The organism is Pseudochelatococcus lubricantis, assembly GCF_042432495.1.
GTDB lineage: Bacteria > Pseudomonadota > Alphaproteobacteria > Rhizobiales > Beijerinckiaceae > Pseudochelatococcus > Pseudochelatococcus lubricantis.
In genome coordinates, this window is sequence record NZ_JBHLXC010000002.1 from 1,303,905 (window position 1) to 1,325,189 (window position 21,285).

The 21,285-nt window shown below is 67.2% G+C and carries 21 protein-coding genes and 2 tRNA genes; 14 read left to right on the forward strand and 9 right to left on the reverse strand.

All coding sequences use genetic code 11. From position 1 onward, the window contains the following. The first annotated feature begins 48 nt into the window (after positions 1–48). Positions 49–558 carry a disulfide bond formation protein B gene (locus tag ACFFJ7_RS08725; protein ID WP_377591779.1) on the forward strand — a complete coding sequence of 170 codons (510 nt, stop codon included), beginning with the start codon at positions 49–51 and terminating at the stop codon, positions 556–558. 159 nt (positions 559–717) lie between these two features. Here ACFFJ7_RS08725 and ACFFJ7_RS08730 read toward each other — a convergent pair. Then, positions 718–802: transfer RNA gene (locus ACFFJ7_RS08730), tRNA-Leu, on the reverse strand. A gap of 235 nt (positions 803–1,037) precedes the next feature. Here ACFFJ7_RS08730 and ACFFJ7_RS08735 point away from each other — a divergent pair. The 3 genes from ACFFJ7_RS08735 to ACFFJ7_RS08745 all read left to right on the forward strand — a co-directional run bounded on the left by ACFFJ7_RS08735 (position 1,038) and on the right by ACFFJ7_RS08745 (position 2,623). Continuing rightward, complete coding sequence (locus tag ACFFJ7_RS08735; protein ID WP_377591781.1) at positions 1,038–1,748, forward strand: CoA transferase subunit A; 711 nt, start codon at positions 1,038–1,040, stop codon at positions 1,746–1,748. An 11-nt stretch (positions 1,749–1,759) separates the two neighbouring features. Then, complete coding sequence (locus ACFFJ7_RS08740) at positions 1,760–2,404, forward strand: 3-oxoacid CoA-transferase subunit B (RefSeq protein WP_166952856.1); 645 nt, start codon at positions 1,760–1,762, stop codon at positions 2,402–2,404. Between the two features lie 142 nt (positions 2,405–2,546). After that, positions 2,547–2,623, forward strand: a tRNA-Pro gene (locus ACFFJ7_RS08745). A gap of 230 nt (positions 2,624–2,853) precedes the next feature. Here the strand turns inward: ACFFJ7_RS08745 and phnN are convergent. The 8 genes from phnN to phnG are packed head-to-tail and all read right to left on the reverse strand — an operon-like array spanning position 2,854 to position 9,228. Beyond that, complete coding sequence (gene phnN, locus ACFFJ7_RS08750) at positions 2,854–3,441, reverse strand: phosphonate metabolism protein/1,5-bisphosphokinase (PRPP-forming) PhnN (RefSeq protein ID WP_377591784.1); 588 nt, start codon at positions 3,439–3,441, stop codon at positions 2,854–2,856. Then, positions 3,438–4,592 (reverse strand): alpha-D-ribose 1-methylphosphonate 5-triphosphate diphosphatase, encoded by a 1,155-nt coding sequence (locus ACFFJ7_RS08755; RefSeq protein WP_377591786.1) that lies wholly within the window; start codon positions 4,590–4,592, stop codon positions 3,438–3,440. Before ACFFJ7_RS08755 ends, phnN begins: the two co-directional genes overlap by 4 nt. Before the next feature lie 40 nt (positions 4,593–4,632). Beyond that, the gene (gene phnL / locus ACFFJ7_RS08760; protein WP_166952864.1) at positions 4,633–5,343 is read right to left on the reverse strand and encodes a phosphonate C-P lyase system protein PhnL; all 711 of its coding nucleotides are present in this window, start codon (positions 5,341–5,343) and stop codon (positions 4,633–4,635) included. Next, positions 5,340–6,125 (reverse strand): phosphonate C-P lyase system protein PhnK, encoded by a 786-nt coding sequence (gene phnK, locus ACFFJ7_RS08765; RefSeq protein WP_377591789.1) that lies wholly within the window; start codon positions 6,123–6,125, stop codon positions 5,340–5,342. The genes phnL and phnK overlap by 4 nt, the downstream gene beginning before the upstream one ends. Beyond that, positions 6,115–7,038 (reverse strand): alpha-D-ribose 1-methylphosphonate 5-phosphate C-P-lyase PhnJ, encoded by a 924-nt coding sequence (locus tag ACFFJ7_RS08770; protein ID WP_377591791.1) that lies wholly within the window; start codon positions 7,036–7,038, stop codon positions 6,115–6,117. The genes phnK and ACFFJ7_RS08770 overlap by 11 nt, the downstream gene beginning before the upstream one ends. Further along, positions 7,035–8,135 carry a carbon-phosphorus lyase complex subunit gene (locus ACFFJ7_RS08775; protein WP_166952872.1) on the reverse strand — a complete coding sequence of 367 codons (1,101 nt, stop codon included), beginning with the start codon at positions 8,133–8,135 and terminating at the stop codon, positions 7,035–7,037. The genes ACFFJ7_RS08770 and ACFFJ7_RS08775 overlap by 4 nt, the downstream gene beginning before the upstream one ends. Before the next feature lie 2 nt (positions 8,136–8,137). Further along, positions 8,138–8,758 carry a phosphonate C-P lyase system protein PhnH gene (gene phnH, locus ACFFJ7_RS08780; protein ID WP_377591793.1) on the reverse strand — a complete coding sequence of 207 codons (621 nt, stop codon included), beginning with the start codon at positions 8,756–8,758 and terminating at the stop codon, positions 8,138–8,140. Further along, positions 8,758–9,228, reverse strand: a complete 471-nt coding sequence (gene phnG, locus ACFFJ7_RS08785; protein WP_377591795.1) for a phosphonate C-P lyase system protein PhnG — start codon at positions 9,226–9,228, stop codon at positions 8,758–8,760. Before phnG ends, phnH begins: the two co-directional genes overlap by 1 nt. Before the next feature lie 209 nt (positions 9,229–9,437). Here phnG and phnF point away from each other — a divergent pair, with 209 nt between their 5' ends. From phnF to ACFFJ7_RS08835, 10 genes are all read left to right on the forward strand, one after another. Further along, positions 9,438–10,226 carry a phosphonate metabolism transcriptional regulator PhnF gene (phnF, locus tag ACFFJ7_RS08790; RefSeq protein WP_377591797.1) on the forward strand — a complete coding sequence of 263 codons (789 nt, stop codon included), beginning with the start codon at positions 9,438–9,440 and terminating at the stop codon, positions 10,224–10,226. Between the two features lie 10 nt (positions 10,227–10,236). Beyond that, entirely contained in the window at positions 10,237–11,535 is a 1,299-nt protein-coding gene (locus ACFFJ7_RS08795) for an MgtC/SapB family protein (RefSeq protein ID WP_377591800.1), read from the forward strand. A gap of 71 nt (positions 11,536–11,606) precedes the next feature. Then, the gene (locus ACFFJ7_RS08800; protein ID WP_377591802.1) at positions 11,607–12,653 is read left to right on the forward strand and encodes a MaoC family dehydratase; all 1,047 of its coding nucleotides are present in this window, start codon (positions 11,607–11,609) and stop codon (positions 12,651–12,653) included. A gap of 106 nt (positions 12,654–12,759) precedes the next feature. Continuing rightward, positions 12,760–13,338, forward strand: a complete 579-nt coding sequence (locus ACFFJ7_RS08805; RefSeq protein WP_166952889.1) for a cytochrome b — start codon at positions 12,760–12,762, stop codon at positions 13,336–13,338. 109 nt (positions 13,339–13,447) lie between these two features. After that, positions 13,448–14,128, forward strand: a complete 681-nt coding sequence (rpe, locus tag ACFFJ7_RS08810; protein WP_377591804.1) for a ribulose-phosphate 3-epimerase — start codon at positions 13,448–13,450, stop codon at positions 14,126–14,128. Positions 14,129–14,151: 23 nt separating this feature from the next. Beyond that, positions 14,152–15,459 carry an adenylosuccinate lyase gene (gene purB, locus ACFFJ7_RS08815; protein WP_166952895.1) on the forward strand — a complete coding sequence of 436 codons (1,308 nt, stop codon included), beginning with the start codon at positions 14,152–14,154 and terminating at the stop codon, positions 15,457–15,459. Then, complete coding sequence (locus ACFFJ7_RS08820; RefSeq protein WP_377591807.1) at positions 15,459–16,013, forward strand: RBBP9/YdeN family alpha/beta hydrolase; 555 nt, start codon at positions 15,459–15,461, stop codon at positions 16,011–16,013. Before purB ends, ACFFJ7_RS08820 begins: the two co-directional genes overlap by 1 nt. A 213-nt stretch (positions 16,014–16,226) precedes the next feature. Next, on the forward strand, positions 16,227–18,653 hold the full coding sequence (gene gyrB, locus ACFFJ7_RS08825) for a DNA topoisomerase (ATP-hydrolyzing) subunit B (RefSeq protein ID WP_377591809.1): 2,427 nt from the start codon (positions 16,227–16,229) through the stop codon (positions 18,651–18,653). 127 nt (positions 18,654–18,780) lie between these two features. Then, positions 18,781–19,989, forward strand: a complete 1,209-nt coding sequence (locus ACFFJ7_RS08830) for an MFS transporter (protein WP_377591812.1) — start codon at positions 18,781–18,783, stop codon at positions 19,987–19,989. Between the two features lie 87 nt (positions 19,990–20,076). After that, positions 20,077–21,282, forward strand: coding sequence for a lytic murein transglycosylase (locus ACFFJ7_RS08835; RefSeq protein ID WP_166952907.1), 1,206 nt, complete (start codon positions 20,077–20,079; stop codon positions 21,280–21,282). Positions 21,283–21,285 lie beyond the last annotated feature (3 nt).

A 21,285-nucleotide genomic window follows, 5' to 3' on the forward strand; every position in this document is an offset into this window, starting at 1 on the left:
GCGGATGGTGCGTTCCACGGGCGACATATGAAGGGGTGAGACATCCAAATGCTGCCGTTTCTGGAAAGCCTGACCGTGTTCCGGGCATCTCTCGTCGTTCTGGCGGTTTCCGTTCTCGCCATCGCGGGCGCGTTCTATTTCCAGTATGTCCTGCACCTGCCGCCTTGCCCGCTGTGCCTGATCCAGCGCTGGCCGTTCTATGCAGCCATGCCCGCGGCGCTGATCGCCGCCGTGCTGTCGCGACCGTTGCAGGAGCCATCCCGCTGGTCGCGCCTGCTGCTTGGCGCCATCGCGCTGGCGTTTCTGGCGGGCGCCGGCGTCGCAGCCTACCATACGGGCATCGAGTGGAAATTCTGGCAGGGGCCGGAAAGCTGCAGCGGCACGCTTACCGTAGCAAACGATGCCAGTGCATTCCTGCAGCGGCTGCAGACGGTCCAGGTCGTCCGCTGCGACGAGGCGGCGTGGCGGTTCGCCGGCCTGTCCCTTGCGGGCTGGAACGTGCTGATTTCGTTTGGCCTCGCAGTAACAGCTGCCTGGGGCTCCCGCAGCCGGTGGTGATGCGGCGGGAGGGAAACCGGAGACGCCCCGCGTCGGGACGCGCTCCGGTTCCATAACGTGTCTTCTCCGAATCGCGTGTTAGCGGGCACGCGGTTTCCGGGCGGCTACGGGACGCTTCCCCGGCGGAAGCTCCGGAGATATTTCTGTACTAAAAGAAAGTGGTGCGGGTGGTCGGAATCGAACCGACACTCCTTTCGGAACCGGATTTTGAGTCCGGCGCGTCTACCAGTTCCACCACACCCGCACAATCGACCTGCCGTCCAGGCCCTCGTATCCCAGGCCTGTTGTCCCGCGGCGCCATCTGGCACGCGGCCTCCGGCACGGACAGAAGCACTGTTTGCCATATGTCGCCGTCCCAAGTCCAGCCCCTTGTGGGCCGGTTCCACAGGGCCTGCGGCTCAAGGGCTGCCGGGGGGATTGTCCTTGCAATTTCGGCAGCACGGTTGGAAAGTGCGTGCATTCGAGGGAGAAAAACGCTTATGGCAGTCAACAAAGTCTATCCTGATGCGCGCGCGGCGCTTGACGGCGTTCTGCGCGACGGCATGACGATCATGGCCGGCGGTTTCGGCCTGTGCGGCATTCCGGAGAAGCTGATCGACGCGCTGGTAGAGAGCGGCGTCAAGGACCTCACCGTTATTTCCAACAACTGCGGCATCGATGGCGTCGGGCTTGGCAAGCTGCTGGATCGCGGCCAGATCCGGAAGATGATCTCGTCCTATGTCGGCGAAAACAAGCTGTTCGCGGAGCAGTACCTCTCCGGCAAGCTTGAGCTTGAGTTCAACCCGCAGGGCACCCTCGCCGAGCGCATCCGCGCCGGCGGCGCGGGCATTCCCGCCTTCTTCACCAAAACCGGCGTCGGTACGCTGGTGGCGGAAGGCAAGGACCTGCGCGAGTTCGACGGCGAGACCTACGTCATGGAGCGCGCGCTCAAGGCGGACCTCGCCATCGTCAAGGCCCAGATCGGTGATACCGAGGGCAACCTGATCTTCAGCAAGACGGCGCGCAACTTCAATCCGGAAATGGCGACCGCCGCCGAGGTCACCGTCGCCGAGGTCGAGGAACTCGTCGACGTGGGCGGCATCGATCCCGATGCGATCCATACCCCCGGCATTTTCGTGTCGCGGATCATTCACGGCACCAGCTACGAAAAGCGCATCGAACGGGTGACGACCCGCCCGCGCGCGGCCTGAGGGAGGCAGACATGGCCTGGACACGCGAACAGATGGCGGAACGCGCCGCCAAGGAACTCGGCGACGGCTTTTACGTCAATCTCGGCATCGGCATTCCGACGCTCGTCGCCAATTACATCCCCGACGGCATCACCGTGACGCTGCAGAGCGAGAACGGCATGCTCGGCATGGGGCCCTTTCCCTACGAGGGCGAGGAAGACCCCGATCTCATCAACGCCGGCAAGCAGACGATCACCGCCCTGCCCCATTCGAGCTTCTTCAGCTCGGCGACCAGCTTCGGCATGATTCGCGGCGGGCACATCGACCTGTCGATTCTCGGCGCGATGCAGGTGTCGCAGAAGGGCGATCTCGCCAACTGGATGATTCCGGGCAAGATGGTCAAGGGCATGGGCGGCGCCATGGACCTCGTCGCCGGCGTGAAGCGCGTCGTCGTCGTGATGGAGCACACCGCCAAGGGCGAGCCCAAGATCCTTGAGGAATGCGACCTGCCGCTGACCGGCAAGGGAGTCGTCGACCTGATCATCACCGATCTCGCCGTCTTCGAGGTCGATTCAGACGGCCTGACGCTGACCGAACTCGCCGACGGCGTGACGCTCGACGAGGTGAAGGCCGGCACGGCAGCGCCGTTCCGCATCGCCGGCGGCCTCGCGGCGTAGGATTATCCACAGGCGAAATGCCCGTTATGGGCATTTCGCCTGCGATCCGCGATTTATGCGCCATGACGCTTGCGGACAGGAAATCGCGGCGTTATAAGCCGTTCCTGTCGTGGTTGTCCGCTCTTGCGGACGGGCGATGTGTCGGAGCGTAGCGCAGTCTGGTAGCGCACCTCGTTCGGGACGAGGGGGTCGGAGGTTCGAATCCTCTCGCTCCGACCATGTTTCACAGGCTTGGGCAGGTGTGTTCAAGCCGCGCCGGCTTCCCCGACGGTTCCCATATTTTGATTGTTCAAGCCCATATGAGCTGCTTGCGGTGTTATGCGTCGTATCCTGGCGCATCTTCGGGCATGACAGGCGTTGCCTGTCCCTGCCCGGGAAACGCGCTGTCAGGCTCATAATATCAGGTGAGAAAACCGTCTCGGGCAGGAAAGCCGCTCTACAGACGCCCGCTACACATCCGCTTTGGCGGCTTTCGTCCTCTCTACGGCGCGGCGCAGGAAGCTCACCAGCCGTTCGCCGCCGATCTCGACCGGGCCCGTGTTCATGATGGTGAGATCGGGCATGAGGACGGCACTCAGCTTGCGGTTCCGTTCGAGGCGGGCGGCGATGCTGGCGCTCGATTCGCGGCCGCGCTTGCGCAGCCGTTCCGTAATAATGGCGGGCGGCGCGGTGATCAGCACCACGAAAACGTGTTCGAACAGATCGAAAACCTGCGGGACGACGGCGCGGGAGACGTTGCACACCGCGACCTTGCCGTCCGCGATCGCTTCCGCGACGCTCAGTGGCAGGGCGTAGCTCAGGCCGTGCGCCTGCCAGTGAAGGGCGAAGGCGCCGTCACGGACGCCTTCGTCGAACGCGGTCTGGGTGATGGTGTCGTGATCTTCCGAATCGTTGCTCGCCCGCGTCACCAGCCGGCGCGGAAAAACGACGTCCGCGTCGTCGGCAAGTCCCGCGCGTGCCTTCGCCAGCAAGCTGTCCTTGCCCGCGCCGCTTGGTCCGACAATGCAGACGAAGGCGCCTGTGGTGAGATTGGTCATGCTACCCTGCGCCCCTCACGCCACACCTCCCGAACCACCGGAACATCGCCGGAAATGTGCGCCCGCACGATATCGGCGCGGAGGCCGGCCTCAAGCGTGCCCCTGTCGGCGAGCCCGGCCGCCCTCGCCGGATTGGCGGTGACGGTGGCGAGCGCCTTCGGCAGGCTGATTTCCGGCACGCGCCGGGGCAGGTCGAAGGCCGCCATCAGGAGGCTGGCCGGCACGTAGTCGGAGGACAGAAGGTCGAGAATGCCCTCGCGTGCCAGCGTTTCGGCGGCGATGTTGCCGGAGTGGGAGCCGCCGCGCACGACGTTAGGGCCGCCCATCATCACCTGAATGCCGGCGGCGTGGGAGGCCTGCGCGGCTTCCATCGTCGTGGGGAACTCGGCCACCGCGACACCGTCGGCGACGGCCTGCGCGACGTGCTCCTTCGTGCCGTCGTCGTGGCTCGCCAGCACCGCGCCGTGCTCGCGGGCGAACTCCACCAGCGCCTGCCGGTGCCGGGCAGCGTTGCGCTCGTGCAGGTCGAGTCGCCACGCGATCAGCTTGCTCGCTTCCTCGTCGGAGGCGTCCGACTTGCCCATGTAGTACGTTTTCCAGATGGAGATGTCGCGGAACTGCCGTTGGCCGGGCGTGTGATCCATCAGCGACATGAGATGCACGGGATAGCGCGCGGCGTATCCCTCGGCCTGCTCCAGCACGTCCGACGACGAGATTTCGCAGCGCAGGTGCGTGCGGTGTTCGGCGCGCAGGTGGCCCGATGCCTTGGCGGCGGCGAGCGCTTCCGACAGCTGCCACAGATCGTCGTTATCAAGCGACGCGAGGTCGAAGTCCGAACCGACGCGCAGTGAATCGAACACCGTCGTGATGCCGGCCGAGGCGATCTGCGCATCATAGGCCATGACGGCGCTCAGCGCATGCCAGCGCACGTGGGGGCGCGGAATGAAGTGGCTCTCGATGTGGTCCGTGTGCAGTTCGATCAGGCCCGGCAGCAGATAATCGCCGCCGACGTCGAAGCCGCGTTCCGGCGCCCGCCCCTCCCCGATTTCAGCGATCCGGCCTTCCGAAATCGCGATCCAGCCCTGTTCCACCACCCGGTCGGGAAGGATGAGGATAGCGTTTTCGAGAATGTAATTGTCAGTCGTTGTCATGAAGATTCTTCTTTTTGAGGCTCTCGCGTCGGGGGCCGGCTCAGGCGGCATGTGAGTCGGCGAAGTGGCGAATATCAATGATACGGTCCGCCACCTGCGCGCGCACGTCCTCATCGTGGAAAATGCCGATCATGGCCATCCCGCGGCGCTTGCGCTCGTTGATGAGGTCGACGACCACCTTCCGGTTGTCCGCGTCCAGGGAGGCGGTCGGCTCATCGAGCAGCAGCAGCGGCCGCTCTGCCGCGAGCCCGCGCGCCACGTTCACCCGCTGCTGCTCGCCGCCGGAAAAGGTGGCAGGCGGCAGCGACCACAGGCTCTCGCGCACGTTGAGCATGGCCAGCAGATGCCGCGCCCGCGCCTGCGCCTCCTCGGCTTCCACGCCGCCCTCGCGCGCCGCCTCCGCGACGATTTCGAGCGTGGGGACGCGCGGAATGACGCGCAGGAACTGGCTGACATACCCCATCGCCGAGCGGCGCAGCGCCAGCACCCGCCTCGGCGAGGCCGACGCCACGTCGACGTAGGTGCCGCGGTCGTCGACGAGGATGGCGCCGCTATCGCAGCGGTAGGTGCCGTAGATCATCTTCAGGATGGAGGACTTGCCCGCGCCCGAGGGGCCGCCCAGCACCACGCACTCGCCCGGCTCGACGCTGAAGCTCACGCCCGCGACCACGCCGATGCGCGTGCCGCCCTGCAGATGGAGCGTGAAGCTCTTGGTGACGTTGTCGAGAATCAGAACAGGTTGCGTACTCATGCCGCCAGCACCGATGAAACGAGAAGTTGGGTATAGGCTTCGCGGGGGTCGTCCAGCACCTGATCCGCCAGGCCGGCTTCGATCACGTGACCCGCGCGCATGACCATAATTCGGTGAGACAACAATCGTGCGACGGCGAGGTCATGCGTGACGATAATCACGGCGAGCCCCATTTCGCGCACCAGGGAACGCACCAGATCAAGCAACCGCGCCTGCACGGAGACGTCGAGGCCGGAGGTCGGCTCGTCCATGAAGACGAGGCGTGGTCCCGTCACCAGATTGCGTGCGATCTGCAAGCGCTGGCGCATGCCGCCGGAAAAGCTCCGCGGCGTGTCATCGATGCGCGCGGTGTCGATCTCGACCCGCTGCAGCCAATCGCCCGCCGTGGCGCGGATGCGGCCGTAATGGCGGCTGCCGACCGCCATCAACCGCTCGCCGACGTTGCCGCCGGCGGACACGCCCATCCGCAGGCCCTCGCGCGCATCCTGCCGCACGAAGCCCCAGTCCGTACGCAGCAGCAGCCGGCGCTCGGACTCCGACAGGGTAGCGAGATCGCGCGTCTCTCCGTCGCGCATGCGGTAGAGCACGGTGCCGGAAGTCGGCGCGAGTTCGTTGGCGAGCAGCGACAGCAGCGTGGACTTGCCGGACCCCGATTCGCCGACGATGGCCAGCACCTCGCCTTCGTAGAGATCGAAGCTGACGTCGGCGCAGCCGATGCGGTTGCCGTAATATTTGGTCAGGCCGCGTGTCGAGAGCAGCGGCCGGTCGTCGTCAACGCTCATTCGCCTGCCTCCCGCCATTCGCGCCCTCGCCCTTCCAGTCCGGCGACATCGTGCCCGCGAAACCCTGCGCGCGCCGCTCCTCGCAGAAATCCGTATCGGAACACACGAACATACGCCCGCCCCGATCGTCGAGCACGACTTCGTCGAGGTAGACGCCCTCGGCCCCGCACAGGGCGCAGGGCGTCGCGAACTGCTGCACCCGGAACGGGTGGTCCTCGAAATCGAGGCTGCGGACATTGGTGTGCGGCGGCACGGCATAGATGCGCTTTTCACGGCCTGCGCCAAAGAGTTGCAGCGCTTCGCTCATATTCATTTTAGGATTGTCGAACTTCGGGATGGGCGAAGGATCCATCACATAGCGCCCCGCCACCTCCACCGGATAGGCGTAGGTCGTGGCGATGTGGCCGTGGCGCGCGATGTCCTCGTAGAGCTTGACCTGCATCAGGCCATAGTCCTTGAGGGCGTGCAGCCGGCGCGTCTCGGTCTCGCGCGGCTCCAGAAACCGCAGGGGCTCGGGAATCGGCACCTGATAGACGAGGATCTGCCCCGCCTTCAGCGTGTGCTCCGGAATGCGGTGGCGCGTCTGGATGATGGTGGCCTCCGCGGTGTGCGTCGTCGTCGCGACGCCCGCGGTCTTCGCGAAGAACTTGCGGATCGATACGGCGTTCGTGGTGTCGTCGGAGCCCTGATCGATAACCTTGAGCGTATCGCAGCGCCCGATGATCGCGGCCGTCACCTGCACACCGCCCGTGCCCCAGCCGTACGGCATCGGCATCTCGCGCGAGGCGAAGGGCACCTGGTAGCCGGGAATGGCGACCGCCTTCAGGATCGCGCGCCGGATCATGCGCTTCGTCTGCTCGTCGAGATAGGCGAAGTTGTAGCCGTGGGTCGGCCCGGTCTCTGCAGCGCTCATTCCCGCGCCTCCTCTTCTACCCGCTCTTCCCGCGCCGCGTATTCCGCGCGCATGCGGCGGACGAGTTCGAGTTCGGCCTGGAAATCCACGTAGTGCGGCAGTTTCAGATGCTCCACGAAACCTGTCGCCTGTACGTTGTCACAATGGGATAGAACGAATTCTTCATCCTGCGCGGGAGCGCCGCTCTCCTCGCCGAACTCGTGCGCGCGGAGCGCCCGGTCGACCAGCGACATCGCCATAGCCTTGCGCTCGCCCTGTCCGAACACGAGGCCGTAGCCGCGCGTGAACTGGGGCGGTTTGTCCGCCGAGCCCGTGAACTGGTTGACCATCTGGCATTCGGTGAGACGGACGTTGCCGAGCGGCACGGGAAAGCCCAGTTCCTCGGGCACGAATTCCACCGCCACCTCGCCGAAGCGGATTTCACCCACGAAGGGATGCGTGCGCCCGTAGCCGCGCTGGGTGGAATAGCCGAGCGCCAGCAGAAAACCCTCGTCGCCGCGCGCCAGCACCTGCAGGCGCTGGTCGCGCGAGGCCGGAAACTCCATGGGCTCGCGGGTGATGTCCGGCGCGGGCGCGTCGTCCGCGCGCGTCTCGCGCTCGATCAGGCTTTCGCCGTCGAGCAGGTCCGTCACCCGCGGCGCGACGACGGCGTCGCCGGCGTCGGCCCGTGCGGGTTCCGGCACCTCGGCCCCGGCCTCCAGCAGGAAGTCGATCAGGCGATGCGTGTAGTCGAACGTCGGCCCCAGCACCTGCCCGCCCGGCAGGTCCTTGTAGGTCGCCGAGATGCGCCGCTCGATGGCCATGGCCGACGTGTCGAGCGGCACGGACTGGCCGAAGCGCGGCAGCGTGGTGCGGAAGGCGCGCACCAGGAAGATCGCCTCCACGAGGTCTCCGCGCGCCTGCTTGATGGCGAGCGCCGCGAGTGCCGGATCGTAGAGGGAGCCCTCCGCCATGACGCGCTCGGCCGCGAGCGTGAGTTGCCCGGCGATCTGCGCCGGCGTGATCTCGGGCACCTCCGGAGCGCCGCGCCGCGTGTGGGCGAGCAGCGTGTGGGCGTTGTCGATGGCGGCCTCGCCGCCCTTGACCGCGACATACATGGTCACACCCCTCCGATGATGGTCGAGGAACGCGGAATGGCGGCGATCCGCCCCGCGCACGCGAACAGGCAATCGACGCCACGCGGGAAGCGTGCGCGGTTGCGCTGCAGCTGCGCGCGAAAATCGTCCGGCAGCGGTGAGGCGATGAACGCCGCCCGCTTCGCGATGCCCGGACCTTCGAGCACGAAGGCGCGCGCATTGTCCGGTGTCGCGGCGGCGAGTTCCTCCACCGCGATCACCAGCGTCGTCGAGCGGTCGGGATAGTCCTCCAGCCCCTGCGCGAAAGCGTCGAGCGGCGGCATGTGGCGCGGGTCGCCGATCAGCGCGAAGGCGCCCTGCGCGGGATCGTCAGTGAGCGGCGCGCCCGTGTGGAAACGCAGATACCGGGCCACGGCATCGACTGCCGACAGGCCCGGATCGAGCCACAGGGAAGCCTCCTGATCCGCCATGGTCAGCGCGATCGCCGCGAGTTCCGGCGTCAGCGGCGCGGGCGGCGCCAGATCGAACGGCATGCGCCCGATGCTGCCCGGGCGCGCCATGGCGTCCATGAGAACGCGGAACAGAGCCTGCGTCTGGCCCACGGCATCCGTGAAGCCGGCGCCGGATGGGAGAGTGGCTGTCATCAGTCGTCTCCCCGCACCATGGTGAAGAAATTGACCCGCGTCGCCGCTGTCTGCGCGGCGCGCACCGCGGCCTGCGCCTCAAGACGCGCCTCGACTTCGGCAAGGGCGGTCTCCACGGCGGCGCGGCGGTTGTCGTCCTGCCACAGGGCGTCGACGATGGCCGCCAGCCGCGCCTTCGTCTGGTCGCGCCCCAGATGGTAGGCGAAGCCGCTGCGCTCGCCGACCTGGACGGCCGCACGCGACACCGTGGCCTCGCCCACGTTGAAGGGAGCGCCGTCGCCGCCCATGCGCCCCTGCACCATCACGAGCCCGGTTTCGGGGACGCGAAGATCGGCGGCGGGAGATATCGGCGCGAGCGTGCCGAGTACCGCCTGAAGATCGCTCCGTGTTGCCGCGGCGCACAGCGCCATGACCCGTCGCCGGGCCCTGAGCCCGGCAGAGTCGGTATTATCGTTTTCAGCGTCAGCCATTTTTCGTCATTTGATATTGCAGGTGACAGCGAGATCAGGAACGATAACGCCGCTGCGGTTCGATGCGGGGGTTGCCCGACGGTTGAATTTGTCTCTATTTATAGACAACTCGATCCGGGAATCCAATGAAGGTTTGGTGACAGCGTCATCCGGCGCGGTCTGAGCGGCGGAACGAGTATCGGAACGTATGGGAAATGGACGACCGGCAGATGACGACAGGAAACGAAGCCCCGGCTTTCGGCGGCATTTTCGAGCCGCCTGCCTCGCCGCTCGTGCGCGGCGAGGGCGTGGCGGCCTGGCGGCGCATCGCTGACGAGATCGAGGCGGATATCGCGACGCAGCGTCTTGCGCCCGGCACGCAACTGCCGACGGAGGCGCAGCTTTCGGCGCGCTTCGGCGTCAACCGCCACACGGTGCGCCGGGCGCTGGCGGCGCTGGCGGAGCGGGGACTGCTGCGGGCGAATCAGGGGCGCGGCACCTTTGTCGAGAACAGGCCTCTCTCCTATCCCATCGGTCCGCGCACCCGCTTCTCCGAAAACATCCTGCGGGAGCATCTGGAGCCCGGTGGCGAGTTTCTCGGCGCGGAGGAAATACCCGCGACTCCGCTGGTCGCGCGCGCCCTGTCGGTGGCGGCGGCCTCGCCGGTGCTGGCGGTGAGGTCCCGGCGCTTCGCGGACGCCACGCCGGTTTCCTGCGGCGTGATGTACATGCCGCTGCCGCGCTTCGCGGCGTTCGTCGACACCTACCGCAGCCATCTGGCGGTGACGCCGGCGCTCGCTGCTTGCGGCGTTGCCGACTACCGGCGACTGGAGACGCGCATTTCCGCCCGCACGGCGACCGGTGAGGAGGCGGCGCACCTGAACCTCGCGCCCGGCCGGCTGGTCATCACCGCCACCGGCGTCGATGTCTGCGTGGACGGTGTGCCGATCCTGCTCGCCCAGACGGCGTTTGCGGCCGACAGGGTCGAACTCGTCGTCTCCAGCGACGATCAGCGCTGAAGCCGCACCGATGAACACGGAATCGCTCCTGTTCCAGCTCGGCCTCGCGCTCGCCATCGGCCTGCTCGTGGGCACGGAGCGGCACTGGCGCGAACGTGAAGAGGCGCCGGGCGCGCGCACGGCCGGCATCCGCACCTTCGGCATCACCGGCCTGCTTGGCGGCCTCACCGGCGCGGTGGCACAGGCGGCCTCGCCGGCGCCGTCGCTCTCCGCCGCCATCCTGGCCGGCGCGGTCTTTCTGGCGTTCTCCGCCGTCCTCGGCCTGTTCAAATGGCGCGAGTTGCAGGAGGAGCACGATTTCAGCGTCACCAGCGTGGTCGCGGGGCAGGCGACGTTCCTGCTCGGGTGCTTCGCCGTTCTGGGCGATCCCGCGACGGCCGGGGGCGCGGCCATCGCCCTCACCGTCGTGCTGGCGAGCCGCGAGACCCTGCACGCCTTCGTGGCCCGGCTGACATGGCCGGAACTGCGTTCGGCGATCTTTCTGCTCGCGATGGCCTTCATCGTGCTGCCGCTGTTGCCGAACCACACGATCGATCCCTTCAACACAGTCAATCCCGCCGAGATCTGGGTGTTCGCGATCGCGCTCGCCGGCGTGTCGTTCGTCGGCTATGCCGCGGTGCGCCTTTTTGGCACTTCGCGCGGGCCGCTGATCGCCGGCATCGCCGGCGGCCTCGTCTCATCGACGGCGGTGGCGTTGACGTCGGCGCGCGATTCAGTGTCCGGCACGGCGCCGGTCCAGACCGTCGCCGCCGGCGCGCTGGCCGCGAGCGCCGTGTCGGTCGCGCGCGGCATCGTGCTCGTCATGCTCTTTGCGCCCGCCATGTTGTCGACGCTGCTGCCGGCACTCGCCGGCATCGCCGTCGTGCTCGTCTGCGCGGCGCTCGTCTGCGCGGTCAGGAGCGTGCCGGATGCGAACGGCGCCCTGCCCGTGGACGGCGAAGCGCCCGGCCCGGAAAATCCGTTCGAGATCGGCTCGGTGCTCAAGCTCGCCGCAGTCATCGCCTTCGCCACCGTCGCCGCGCGCGTGGCGGCCGCGGCCTTCGGCGACAGGGGAACGATCGTGGTCTCCGTGATCATGGGCCTCGTCGATATCGATTCCGTCATCCTGTCGATCACCCGTCTCACCGACGCCACGCTATCGGCGGGCACGCGCGAGCTGGCGATTCTGGCGGCGATCACGACCAATATCATCGCCAAGATGGTCTATAGTGTCGCGCTCGGATCGCGGCGCTACGGCCTCCTGATTGCCGCCGTCTCGGTCGCGTCGCTCGTCGCGGGCGCTCTTGTGGCCGCCTTCACACTGGTGTAGCAAGAAACAAACAAGCGTTAGGGAACGGCGGGGCCAGCCGTCGGCATACGGAAGCGTGCAAGAGGTGAAAGATGCCTGCCAATGTTTTCGAGGACTTCGTCGCCGGTGACGTCACCACCTACGGCAAGCGAACCGTGGGCGAGGACGACATGGTCGCCTTCGCGCAGGAGTTCGACGCCCAGCCCATGCATGTGGACCCTCAGGCGGCGCGCGAGACTTTCGCCGGGCAACTGATCGGCTCCGGCTGGTATACCTGTTCCATCGCCATGCGCATGTTCTACGACAATGTGCTCGCCGGCTCCTCCAGCATGGGCTCGCCCGGCGTCGATCAGGGGCTGTGGGTGCGGCCGGTGCTGCCGGGCGACACGCTGCAACTGCGCCAGACCATCGCCGAGACGCGCACCTCGCGCAGCCGCCCGGAGATGGGGCTCGTCAACTTCGTCTTCGACGTGTTCAACCAGAAGGACGAAACCGTCTACCGGCAGGACTGCTGGGTGATGTTCGGCCGCCGCGAGGCGTGGCAGAACCGGAACGCCGAAAACCTGAACGGGGAGCCCGCGCCGGCGTCGCAGGGCACGCAGGAGAGCCCGGCGGCCGACGCGGCGCAGCAGCCCGGCGGCGCGCCCGACATCCCTGCGCGCGTGTGGTTCGACGATCTCGAGATCGGCGACACGGCGTCGATCGGCAGCCATCATTTCTCCGCCGAGGAAATCATCCGTTTCGCGCGGGCCTTCGATCCGCAGCCCTTCCACACCGACCCCGACGCGGCGCGGGAGACGCATTTCGGCGGGCTGTGCGCCTCCGGCTGGCATACCGCGTCGGTGTGGATGAAGCTGACGGTGGCGCACCGGAGGGCCGAGGCGCGCCGCGCGCGGGAGGCGGGCGCGGAAGTCGGCCGGCTGGGCCCCTCCCCGGGCTTCACCAACCTGCGCTGGCGGCGCCCTGTCTATGCCGGCGACGTGCTGACCTATCACAGCCGTGTCGCCGACAAGCGCATCTCGTCCTCCCGGCCCGGATGGGGCATCGTCAGCACCGTGAACTCGGCTACCAACGCCCGGGGCGAGCCTGTGTTCAGCTTCGACGGCGCGGTGTTCTGGGAGCGGCGCGGCGCGGACTGACCGGCCCGACACGTCATTGTTATTCGGCGCAGCTGTCGGGCTCTGTTAGACAGCTGCCGAATCCATGCGGATTCGGCAGCTACTGAAATGTCGGAGCACGACGGCGATGGAATGGCGCGATACGCGAGAGAAATACGGCCTCGTAAGCCGCATCCTGCACTGGGTGATGGCGGGCCTGCTTCTGTGGCAGTTCACGGGCATGGCCGCCCGCGTCGCCTTCGGGCGCGCGCCGCTGGTTTCCCTCTTCGTCGGCACGCACGCGCCACTGGGCGCCCTCCTCTTCGTCCTGATCGTCGCACGGCTTCTATGGGGGCTCGCGAATCGGGAACGCCGCCCTGCCTACGAGCCGGGACTGCTCGGGTTGCTGGCAAAAGCGGGGCATCTCGCCCTCTATGCGCTGATGTTCATCGTGCCGGCGCTGGCGCTGATGCGCGCTTACGGCTCCGGGCGCGGCTTCCAGCCTTTCGGCATTCCCTTGTTCCCCGCGACGGGAGAGCAGATCGCGTGGCTCATGGCGCCGGCGAACGCGCTGCACGGTGTGCTCGCCTGGGTGCTGCTCTCGCTGATCGCCGGCCATGTCGGCATGGTGCTGGTGCACCGGTTCGTCTGGCGCGACGATGTTGCGAGCCGCATGATCCCGGGCCGCGGGGCGCGGGTCCGCGCAGCCGCATCGGCCGCCGGATGAGCGTCTGCGCCGGGAGCGCGCCTGCCTTCCGGCGCGGCGCATTGCGCTCCGCCCACTGACATGCTACGCGCCTGACGTGTTTCCCTGAATGTGTCATCCGGTGCGCAGCATGTCGTCCTTGTTCATCGCCCCTTCGATCCTCGCCAGCGATTTTGCCCGTTTCGGCGAGGAAGTGCAGGCCATCGACCGCGCGGGAGCGGACTGGGTGCATGTCGATGTCATGGACGGCCATTTCGTCCCCAACATCAGTTTCGGTCCGGAGGTGGTGCGCGCCATCCGGCCGTTGACCCCGAAAATCCTCGACGTGCATCTCATGATCGCGCCCGTCGATCCCTACCTGCCGGCCTTCGCGGAAGCGGGCGCGGACATAATCACCGTCCATGCCGAGGCGGGGCCGCATCTCCACCGCACCTTGCAGGCCATCCGCGGCCTGGGCAAGAAGGCGGGCGTGGCGCTCAACCCGGCGACGCCCGTGAGCGTGCTCGAACACGTCCTCGACGATGTCGATCTCATCCTCGTCATGAGCGTCAATCCGGGCTTCGGCGGCCAGTCCTTCATTCCTTCCGCGGTCGAGAAGGTGGCGAAGGTGCGCGCGCTGGTCGGCGAGCGCCCGGTCGTCATCGAGGTCGACGGCGGCGTCACCAGCGAGACCGCGCCAGCCGTGGCGCGCGCGGGCGCGCGGGCGCTCGTCGCCGGTTCCGCCGTGTTCAGGGGCGGCGCTGCGGCGTATGCCGACAATATTTCCGCCATTCGCAAGGCGGCTGAATCCGCTATTGGTGAATGGATCTGACGAATACTGCGTAAGGAAAAGAGATGATCCCGCGTTACAGCCGCCCCGAGATGGTCGCCATCTGGTCGCCGGAGACGAAGTTCCGCATCTGGTTCGAGATCGAGGCGCATGCCACCACCGCGCTCGCCAATCTCGGCGTCGTGCCGAAGGAAGCGGCGGAGATCGTCTGGGAAAAGGGCTCGGAGGCCACGTTCGACGTCGCCCGCATCGACGCCATCGAGCGCGAGGTCAAGCACGATGTCATCGCCTTCCTGACGCATCTCGCCGAAATCGTCGGCCCGGAGGCACGCTTCGTGCATCAGGGCATGACCTCTTCGGATGTGCTCGACACCTGCCTCAACGTCCAGCTCGTGCGCGCCGCGGATATCCTGCTCGCCGATCTCGACGCCCTGCTCGCCGCGCTGAAGCGGCGCGCCTTCGAGTACAAGCTCACGCCCACCATCGGTCGTTCGCACGGCATCCATGCCGAGCCGGTCACCTTCGGCCTGAAGCTGGCGCAGGCCTATGCCGAGTTTTCCCGCGCGCGCGAGCGGCTCGTGGCGGCGCGGCGCGAGGTGGCGACCTGCGCCATTTCGGGCGCGGTCGGCACCTTCGCCAACATCGATCCGTCCGTGGAGGCCTATGTGGCGGACAAGCTCGGCCTCGCGGTCGAGCCCGTCTCGACGCAGGTCATTCCGCGCGACCGGCATGCGATGTATTTCGCGACGCTCGCGGTGATCGCCTCCTCCATCGAGCGGCTCGCCGTCGAGGTGCGCCATCTCCAGCGCACCGAGGTTTATGAGGCGGAAGAGTATTTCTCCGAGGGGCAGAAGGGCTCCTCGGCCATGCCGCACAAGCGCAACCCGGTGCTGACGGAAAACCTCACCGGCCTTGCCCGCATGGTGCGCGCCTACGCCCTGCCGGCGATGGAGAACGTCGCACTGTGGCACGAGCGCGACATCTCGCATTCGTCCGTCGAACGCATGATCGGTCCGGATGCGACGGTGACGCTCGATTTCGCGCTGGCGCGGCTCGCCGGCGTCATCGACAAGCTGGTGGTCTATCCGGAGAATATGCAGGCCAATCTGGACAAGCTCGGCGGGCTGGTGCACTCTCAGCGGGTGCTGCTGGCGCTGACGCAGAAGGGCATCTCGCGTGAGGATGCGTATCGGCTCGTGCAGCGCAACGCCATGCCCGTATGGCGCGGGGAAGGCGATTTCCTGACGCTGCTGAAAAACGACAAGGATGTCCGTGCCGCTCTTTCGGAAGCTGAAATCGAGGAAAATTTCGACCTCGGCTATCACCTCAAGCACGTCGACACCATCTTCCGGCGGGTGTTCGGAGAATCGTGATGCGCATTTCTGAATGCGACGTGCTGATCGTGCCGGGGCTTTCCGGCTCGGACGAAGGTCACTGGCAATCCCGCTGGGAGGATCGGCTGTCGACGGCTACGCGCGTCGCGCAGGTGGACTGGAATGCGCCCGATCGCGAGGCATGGGTGGGTACGCTCGTGCAGGCCGTCGCGGCGACGACGCGGCCGGCGGTCATTGTCGCCCACAGCCTGGGTGCGCTCACGGCTGCCCATGCGGCGCCGGAGTTCGCGTCGGGCAAGGTGATCGGCGGCTTCCTGGTGGCGGTGCCGGATGCCGAGCAGGCGGAAGGCATGCCGGCGGAGGTCGCCCGCTTCGGGCCGGTTCCGACAGAGCCCTTGCCCTTTCCGTCATTATTCGTGGCAAGCCGCAACGATCCTTTCTGCTCATTTTCCCGCGCGCAGGAAATAGCGCTCGACTGGGGGGCGCAGATTGTCGACGCCGGAGAAGTCGGCCATCTCAACGCCGCTTCCGGCCATGGGCCGTGGCCGGAAGGGCTGATGCGGCTCGGCCAGTTTCTCGGCCGCCTCGGCTGACCGGCCGGCGGCGCACATTACAGATGTTAAGCACCGGGACCGGATGATGAAATCGTCTGTGACGGGTGCTTTTTCGTGTCCCGATCATTACATTAGCAAGGCAGCCGTGTGACGATTCGGTCACCGGCCGGATCCCGGCCCGTGCCGGGCCCCGGTCCCGGCGCAAGTTCATGTTCTCACGCCCCGATGGCGTGCATACCGCAAGGAAGCGTAATGTCCGAACCCGCCCGCGAGCTTCAGCCTGATGAATACGGAGCCGACTCGATCAAGGTGCTGAAGGGGCTCGATGCTGTTCGCAAACGGCCGGGCATGTATATCGGCGATACCGACGACGGCTCCGGCCTGCACCACATGGTCTACGAGGTCGTGGACAACGCCATCGACGAGGCGCTGGCGGGCTATGCCGATCTGGTCACGGTGACGCTGAATGCCGACGGCTCCGTCACCGTCACCGACAACGGGCGCGGCGTTCCCACCGCCATCCATACGGAAGAAGGCATTTCGGCGGCCGAGGTCATCATGACCCAGCTTCACGCCGGCGGCAAGTTCGACCAGAATTCCTACAAGGTGTCGGGCGGCCTGCACGGCGTCGGCGTTTCCGTCGTCAACGCGCTGTCCACGTGGCTGAAGCTGCGCATCTGGCGTGGCGGCAAGGAGCATTTCATCGAGTTCCGCCGTGGCGAGGCAGTGGCGCCGCTTGCCGTCGTCGGCGAGGCGGCCGGCCGGCGCGGCACGGAGGTGACGTTTCTGGCGAGCACGGAAACGTTCTCCATGACCGAGTACGACTACACCACGCTGGAACACCGCCTGCGCGAACTCGCCTTCCTCAATTCCGGCGTGCGCATCGTCCTCACCGACAACCGCTCGGCGGAGCGCAAGGTGGAGGAACTGCACTACGAGGGCGGCATCGAGGCTTTCGTCCGTTATATTGACCGCACCAAGCAGCCGCTGATCGCCAGGCCGATCGTGGTGCAGGGCGTGCGCGACGGCATCGAGGTGCAGGTCGCGCTGTGGTGGAACAACGGCTACCACGAAAACGTGCTCTGCTTCACCAACAACATTCCGCAGCGCGACGGCGGCACGCATCTCGCGGGCTTCCGCGGCGCCCTCACCCGGCAGGTGACGGGCTATGCGGAATCGTCCGGCACCGCGAAGAAGGAAAAGGTCTCGCTGACCGGCGACGACTGCCGCGAGGGCCTCACCGCCATCGTCTCCGTCAAGGTGCCCGATCCGAAGTTTTCCTCCCAGACGAAGGACAAGCTCGTCTCTTCCGAGGTGCGCCCGGTGGTGGAGAGCGTGCTGAACGAGACGCTGGCAACGTGGTTCGAGGAAAACCCGGCCGACGCCAGGGTCGTGATGACCAAGGTGGTCGAGGCGGCGGCTGCCCGTGAGGCGGCGCGGCGCGCGCGCGAGCTGACGCGCCGCAAGGGCGCGCTCGACGTCGCCTCCCTGCCCGGCAAGCTCGCCGACTGTCAGGAGCGTGATCCGGCGAAGTCCGAGCTGTTCCTCGTCGAGGGCGACTCGGCAGGCGGCTCCGCCAAGCAGGGCCGCAACCGGGAGTACCAGGCGGTGCTGCCCCTGAAAGGCAAGATACTCAACGTGGAGCGGGCGCGCTTCGACAAGATGCTGTCCAGCCAGGAAATCGGCACCCTCATCACGGCGCTCGGCACGAGCATCGGGCGCGAGGACTTCAAGCCGGAGAAGCTGCGCTACCACAAGATCATCATCATGACGGACGCCGACGTCGACGGCAGCCACATCCGCACGCTGCTGCTGACGTTCTTTTTCCGCCAGATGCCGGAACTCATCGAGCGCGGCCATATCTTCATCGCCCAGCCGCCGCTGTACAAGGTGACGCGCGGCAAATCCCAGCAATACCTGAGGGATGAGCGCGCGCTGGAGGACTACCTGATCGAGGCCGGTACCGAAGGCGCGGTGCTCAAGGTCGCCAGCGGCGAGGAGCGCGCGGGCGCGGACCTGCGCAGGCTGGTGGAGGAATCGCGCATGGTGCGCCATGTGCTCGATCACCTGCATACGCGCTACAACCGCGTCGTGGTGGAGCAGGCGGCCATCGCCGGCGCGCTACGCCCGCAGCTGCTGGACGACCCGGAGAAGGCCGGCGAGGCTGCGGCCTATCTCGCCCGCCGCCTCGACGCGATCTCGGATGAGACCGAGCGCGGCTGGGAAGGCCGCGCCACGGATGACGGCTTCGTGCTCTCGCGCACGGTGCGCGGTGTGAAGCAGGTGGCGCTGCTCGACCTCGCCTTGCTGGAATCCGCCGATGCCCGCCGTCTCGATGAGGTATCGCCGCACCTGCAGGACGCCTACGGCAAGCCGGCGGCGCTGACCCGCAAGGGCGAGACGAGCATCGTCACCGGCCCGGTTTCCCTGTTCGCGAGCGTCACCGCTTCCGGCCGCAAGGGGCTGCAGATGCAGCGCTACAAGGGCCTCGGCGAGATGAACCCGGACCAGTTGTGGGAAACCACGCTCGACCGCGACAACCGCTCGCTGCTGCAGGTGCGCGTCCGCGAGGTCGCTGCGGCCGACGACATCTTCGTCAAGCTGATGGGCGACGTGGTGGAGCCGCGCCGGGAGTTCATCCAGGACAACGCGCTGAACGTCGCCAATCTGGATATCTGACGCGCGGGCGCCAGCAAACGCACCATGCGCATCCGCCATGCACTGCGGGGGATTGCGCCGGCGCGCTTTTGCCTGCACCTTCCGCGCGCGGCGGTCGTCGCCGCTTCCATCAGCGCGAGCCTTCACCATGACGGTTGCCCAAACTGTTGCCGGGGCCGCCGAGCCCGTCAGGCGTCCGATGGGCTTCGGCACGGTGTTTGCGATGGCTGTCGCCTGTGCGTTCGCCGTCGCCAACATCTACTACAACCAGCCGATGATGGTGCTCATGGCGCGCGACCTCGGGGTGCCCGAGACGTCGGCCGGTTTCATCGCCACGGCGACGCAGGCGGGCTACACCATCGGCCTCGCGCTGCTCGCGCCGCTGGGCGACCGCTTCGAGCGGCGCAGCCTCATCCTGCGCATCATGCTGCTGCTGACCGTGGCGCTGGTGGCGGTGAGCCTCGCGCCCACGTTCGCGCTCCTGCTGACGGCAAGCTTCTTCGTCGGCGTGCTATCGATTCCCGCCCAGTACATCATTCCGATGGCGGCAGCCCTTGCCTCTCCCGAGCGGCGCGGCAGCGTCATCGGTGTCATCATGTCGGGCCTGCTCACCGGCATCCTGGGCGCGCGGGCGTTCGCCGGTGTCATCGCCGAATTCGCGGGCTGGCGGGCGATGTTCGCGATCGCGGCGATCATCATGGTGCTGGTGGCGGGGCTGGTGCGCGTCGCTTTCCCGAAGCTCGACGCGACGTCCTCGCTCGGCTACGGCGCGCTGATGCGCTCCCTGCTGCCGCTGTGGCAGGCGGAGCCGGTGCTGCGCGAGGCGACCCTGGTCGCTGCCTTCGCCTTCGCCGCCTTCAACGTATTCTGGACGACGCTGACACCCCATCTCGCCAGCCCGGAGCTTGGCTACGGACCGTCGGTGGCGGGGCTGTTCGGCCTCATCGGCCTGTTCGGCGCGTTGACGGCCACGGTGGCGGGCCGCCTCGCCGACCGTGTCCGGCCGCGCATCATCGTCGGCAGCGCCATGGCTTTGATGGTTGCGGCGTTCATGCTCATGGGCGTGAGCGGCCATCTCATCGTCGGCCTCGTGGCGGGCGTCATCCTCCTCGACATTGGCCTGCAAGGCGTCCAGATCACCAGTCAGACACGGATCTTCGCGCTTCAGCCCGATGCGCGCAACCGCGTCAATACCATCTTCATGACCGCCTATTTCATCGGCGGAACGTCGGGCTCCGCCATCGGCACGCTGGCGTGGCAGTATGGGGGATGGGCCGGTGTGAGCATTGCCGGCATCGCGCTCTCGTCGGTCGGCCTCGTCCTGCATCTGCTCGGTCCGCGGCTGTTCGGCCGCTGACCGTCCGGCGCATCGCCATCGTTCCCTCTTGACCGCGTGGACGCATCTGCCAAACTGCGGCCGAACAGGCTGGGCGTGGGGGAGATCATGCGTCGTCTCATCTTGAACGCGATTGTGTGGGGCGCGGCCGCTGCCGCATCGGTCGGCGCGGCACAGGCCGCGTGTCAGCGCGAAGGCGGTTTCGGGCAATGGCTCGAAGGTGTCCGCAAGGAGGCGCAGGCCGCCGGCATCTCGCCGGCCGCCGTTTCCGCAGGACTCGACGGCCTCGCCTACGATGCGAAGATCGTCTCGCTGGACCGCGGCCAGGGCGTCTTCGGGCAGAGCTTCCTGCAGTTCTCCGACCGCATGGTTTCGGCCGGGCGCCTTCAGCAGGGCCGCAAGCAGATCGGCGTCCACCGCGGCACCTTCCAGAGGATCGAGTCGCAGTTCGGCGTGCCTGCTTCCATCATCGCCGCCTTCTGGGGGCTGGAGACGGATTTCGGCGCCAACAACGGCAAGTTCCCCGCGCTGCGGTCGCTCGCGACCCTCGCCTACGACTGCCGCCGCCCGGAGTTGTTCCGCGGGCAGTTGCTCGATGCGCTGCGGCTCATTGAACGCGGCGACCTCGCGCCCTCGCAGATGGTCGGCGCATGGGCGGGCGAGATCGGCCAGGTGCAATTCATGCCCTCGGACTATTATCGCTACGCGCTCGACTACAGCGGCAACGGGCGGCGCGACCTCATTCGCGATACGGCCGATGCGCTGGGGTCCGCCGGCAACTATCTGTCGACGCTCGGCTGGCAACGCGGCCAGCCGTGGCTGGAGGAGGTTCGCGTGCCGGCGGAGCTGCCGTGGGATCAGGCCGGTCTCGACCGCAGGCAACCGCGCTCGCGCTGGGCGAGCCTCGGCGTCACCCGTGCCGACGGCTCGCGCCTGCCTGCTGACGGCCTCTCATCGTCCCTGCTGCTGCCGATGGGCAAGGACGGGCCGGCCTTCCTCGCCTATCCCAATTTCCATGTGCTGCTGAAGTGGAACCAGTCCTTTATCTACGTGACCACGGTCGGCTATTTCGCCAACAGGCTCGACGGAGCGCCGCCCGTGCGGCGTGGTGGCAAGATCAACCATCTGGGGCCGCAGCAGGTCAGCGAACTGCAGCGCCTGCTCAACGCGCGCGGCTTCGGCGCGGGCAAGGTCGACGGTATGATCGGTGCGGACACGCGCGCCGGCACGCGCGAGGCCCAGCTCCGCTACGGTCTGCCCGCTGATGGCTACCCGACGGTCGCGCTGCTGGAGAAGCTGCGCACCGGAAGGTGAGAC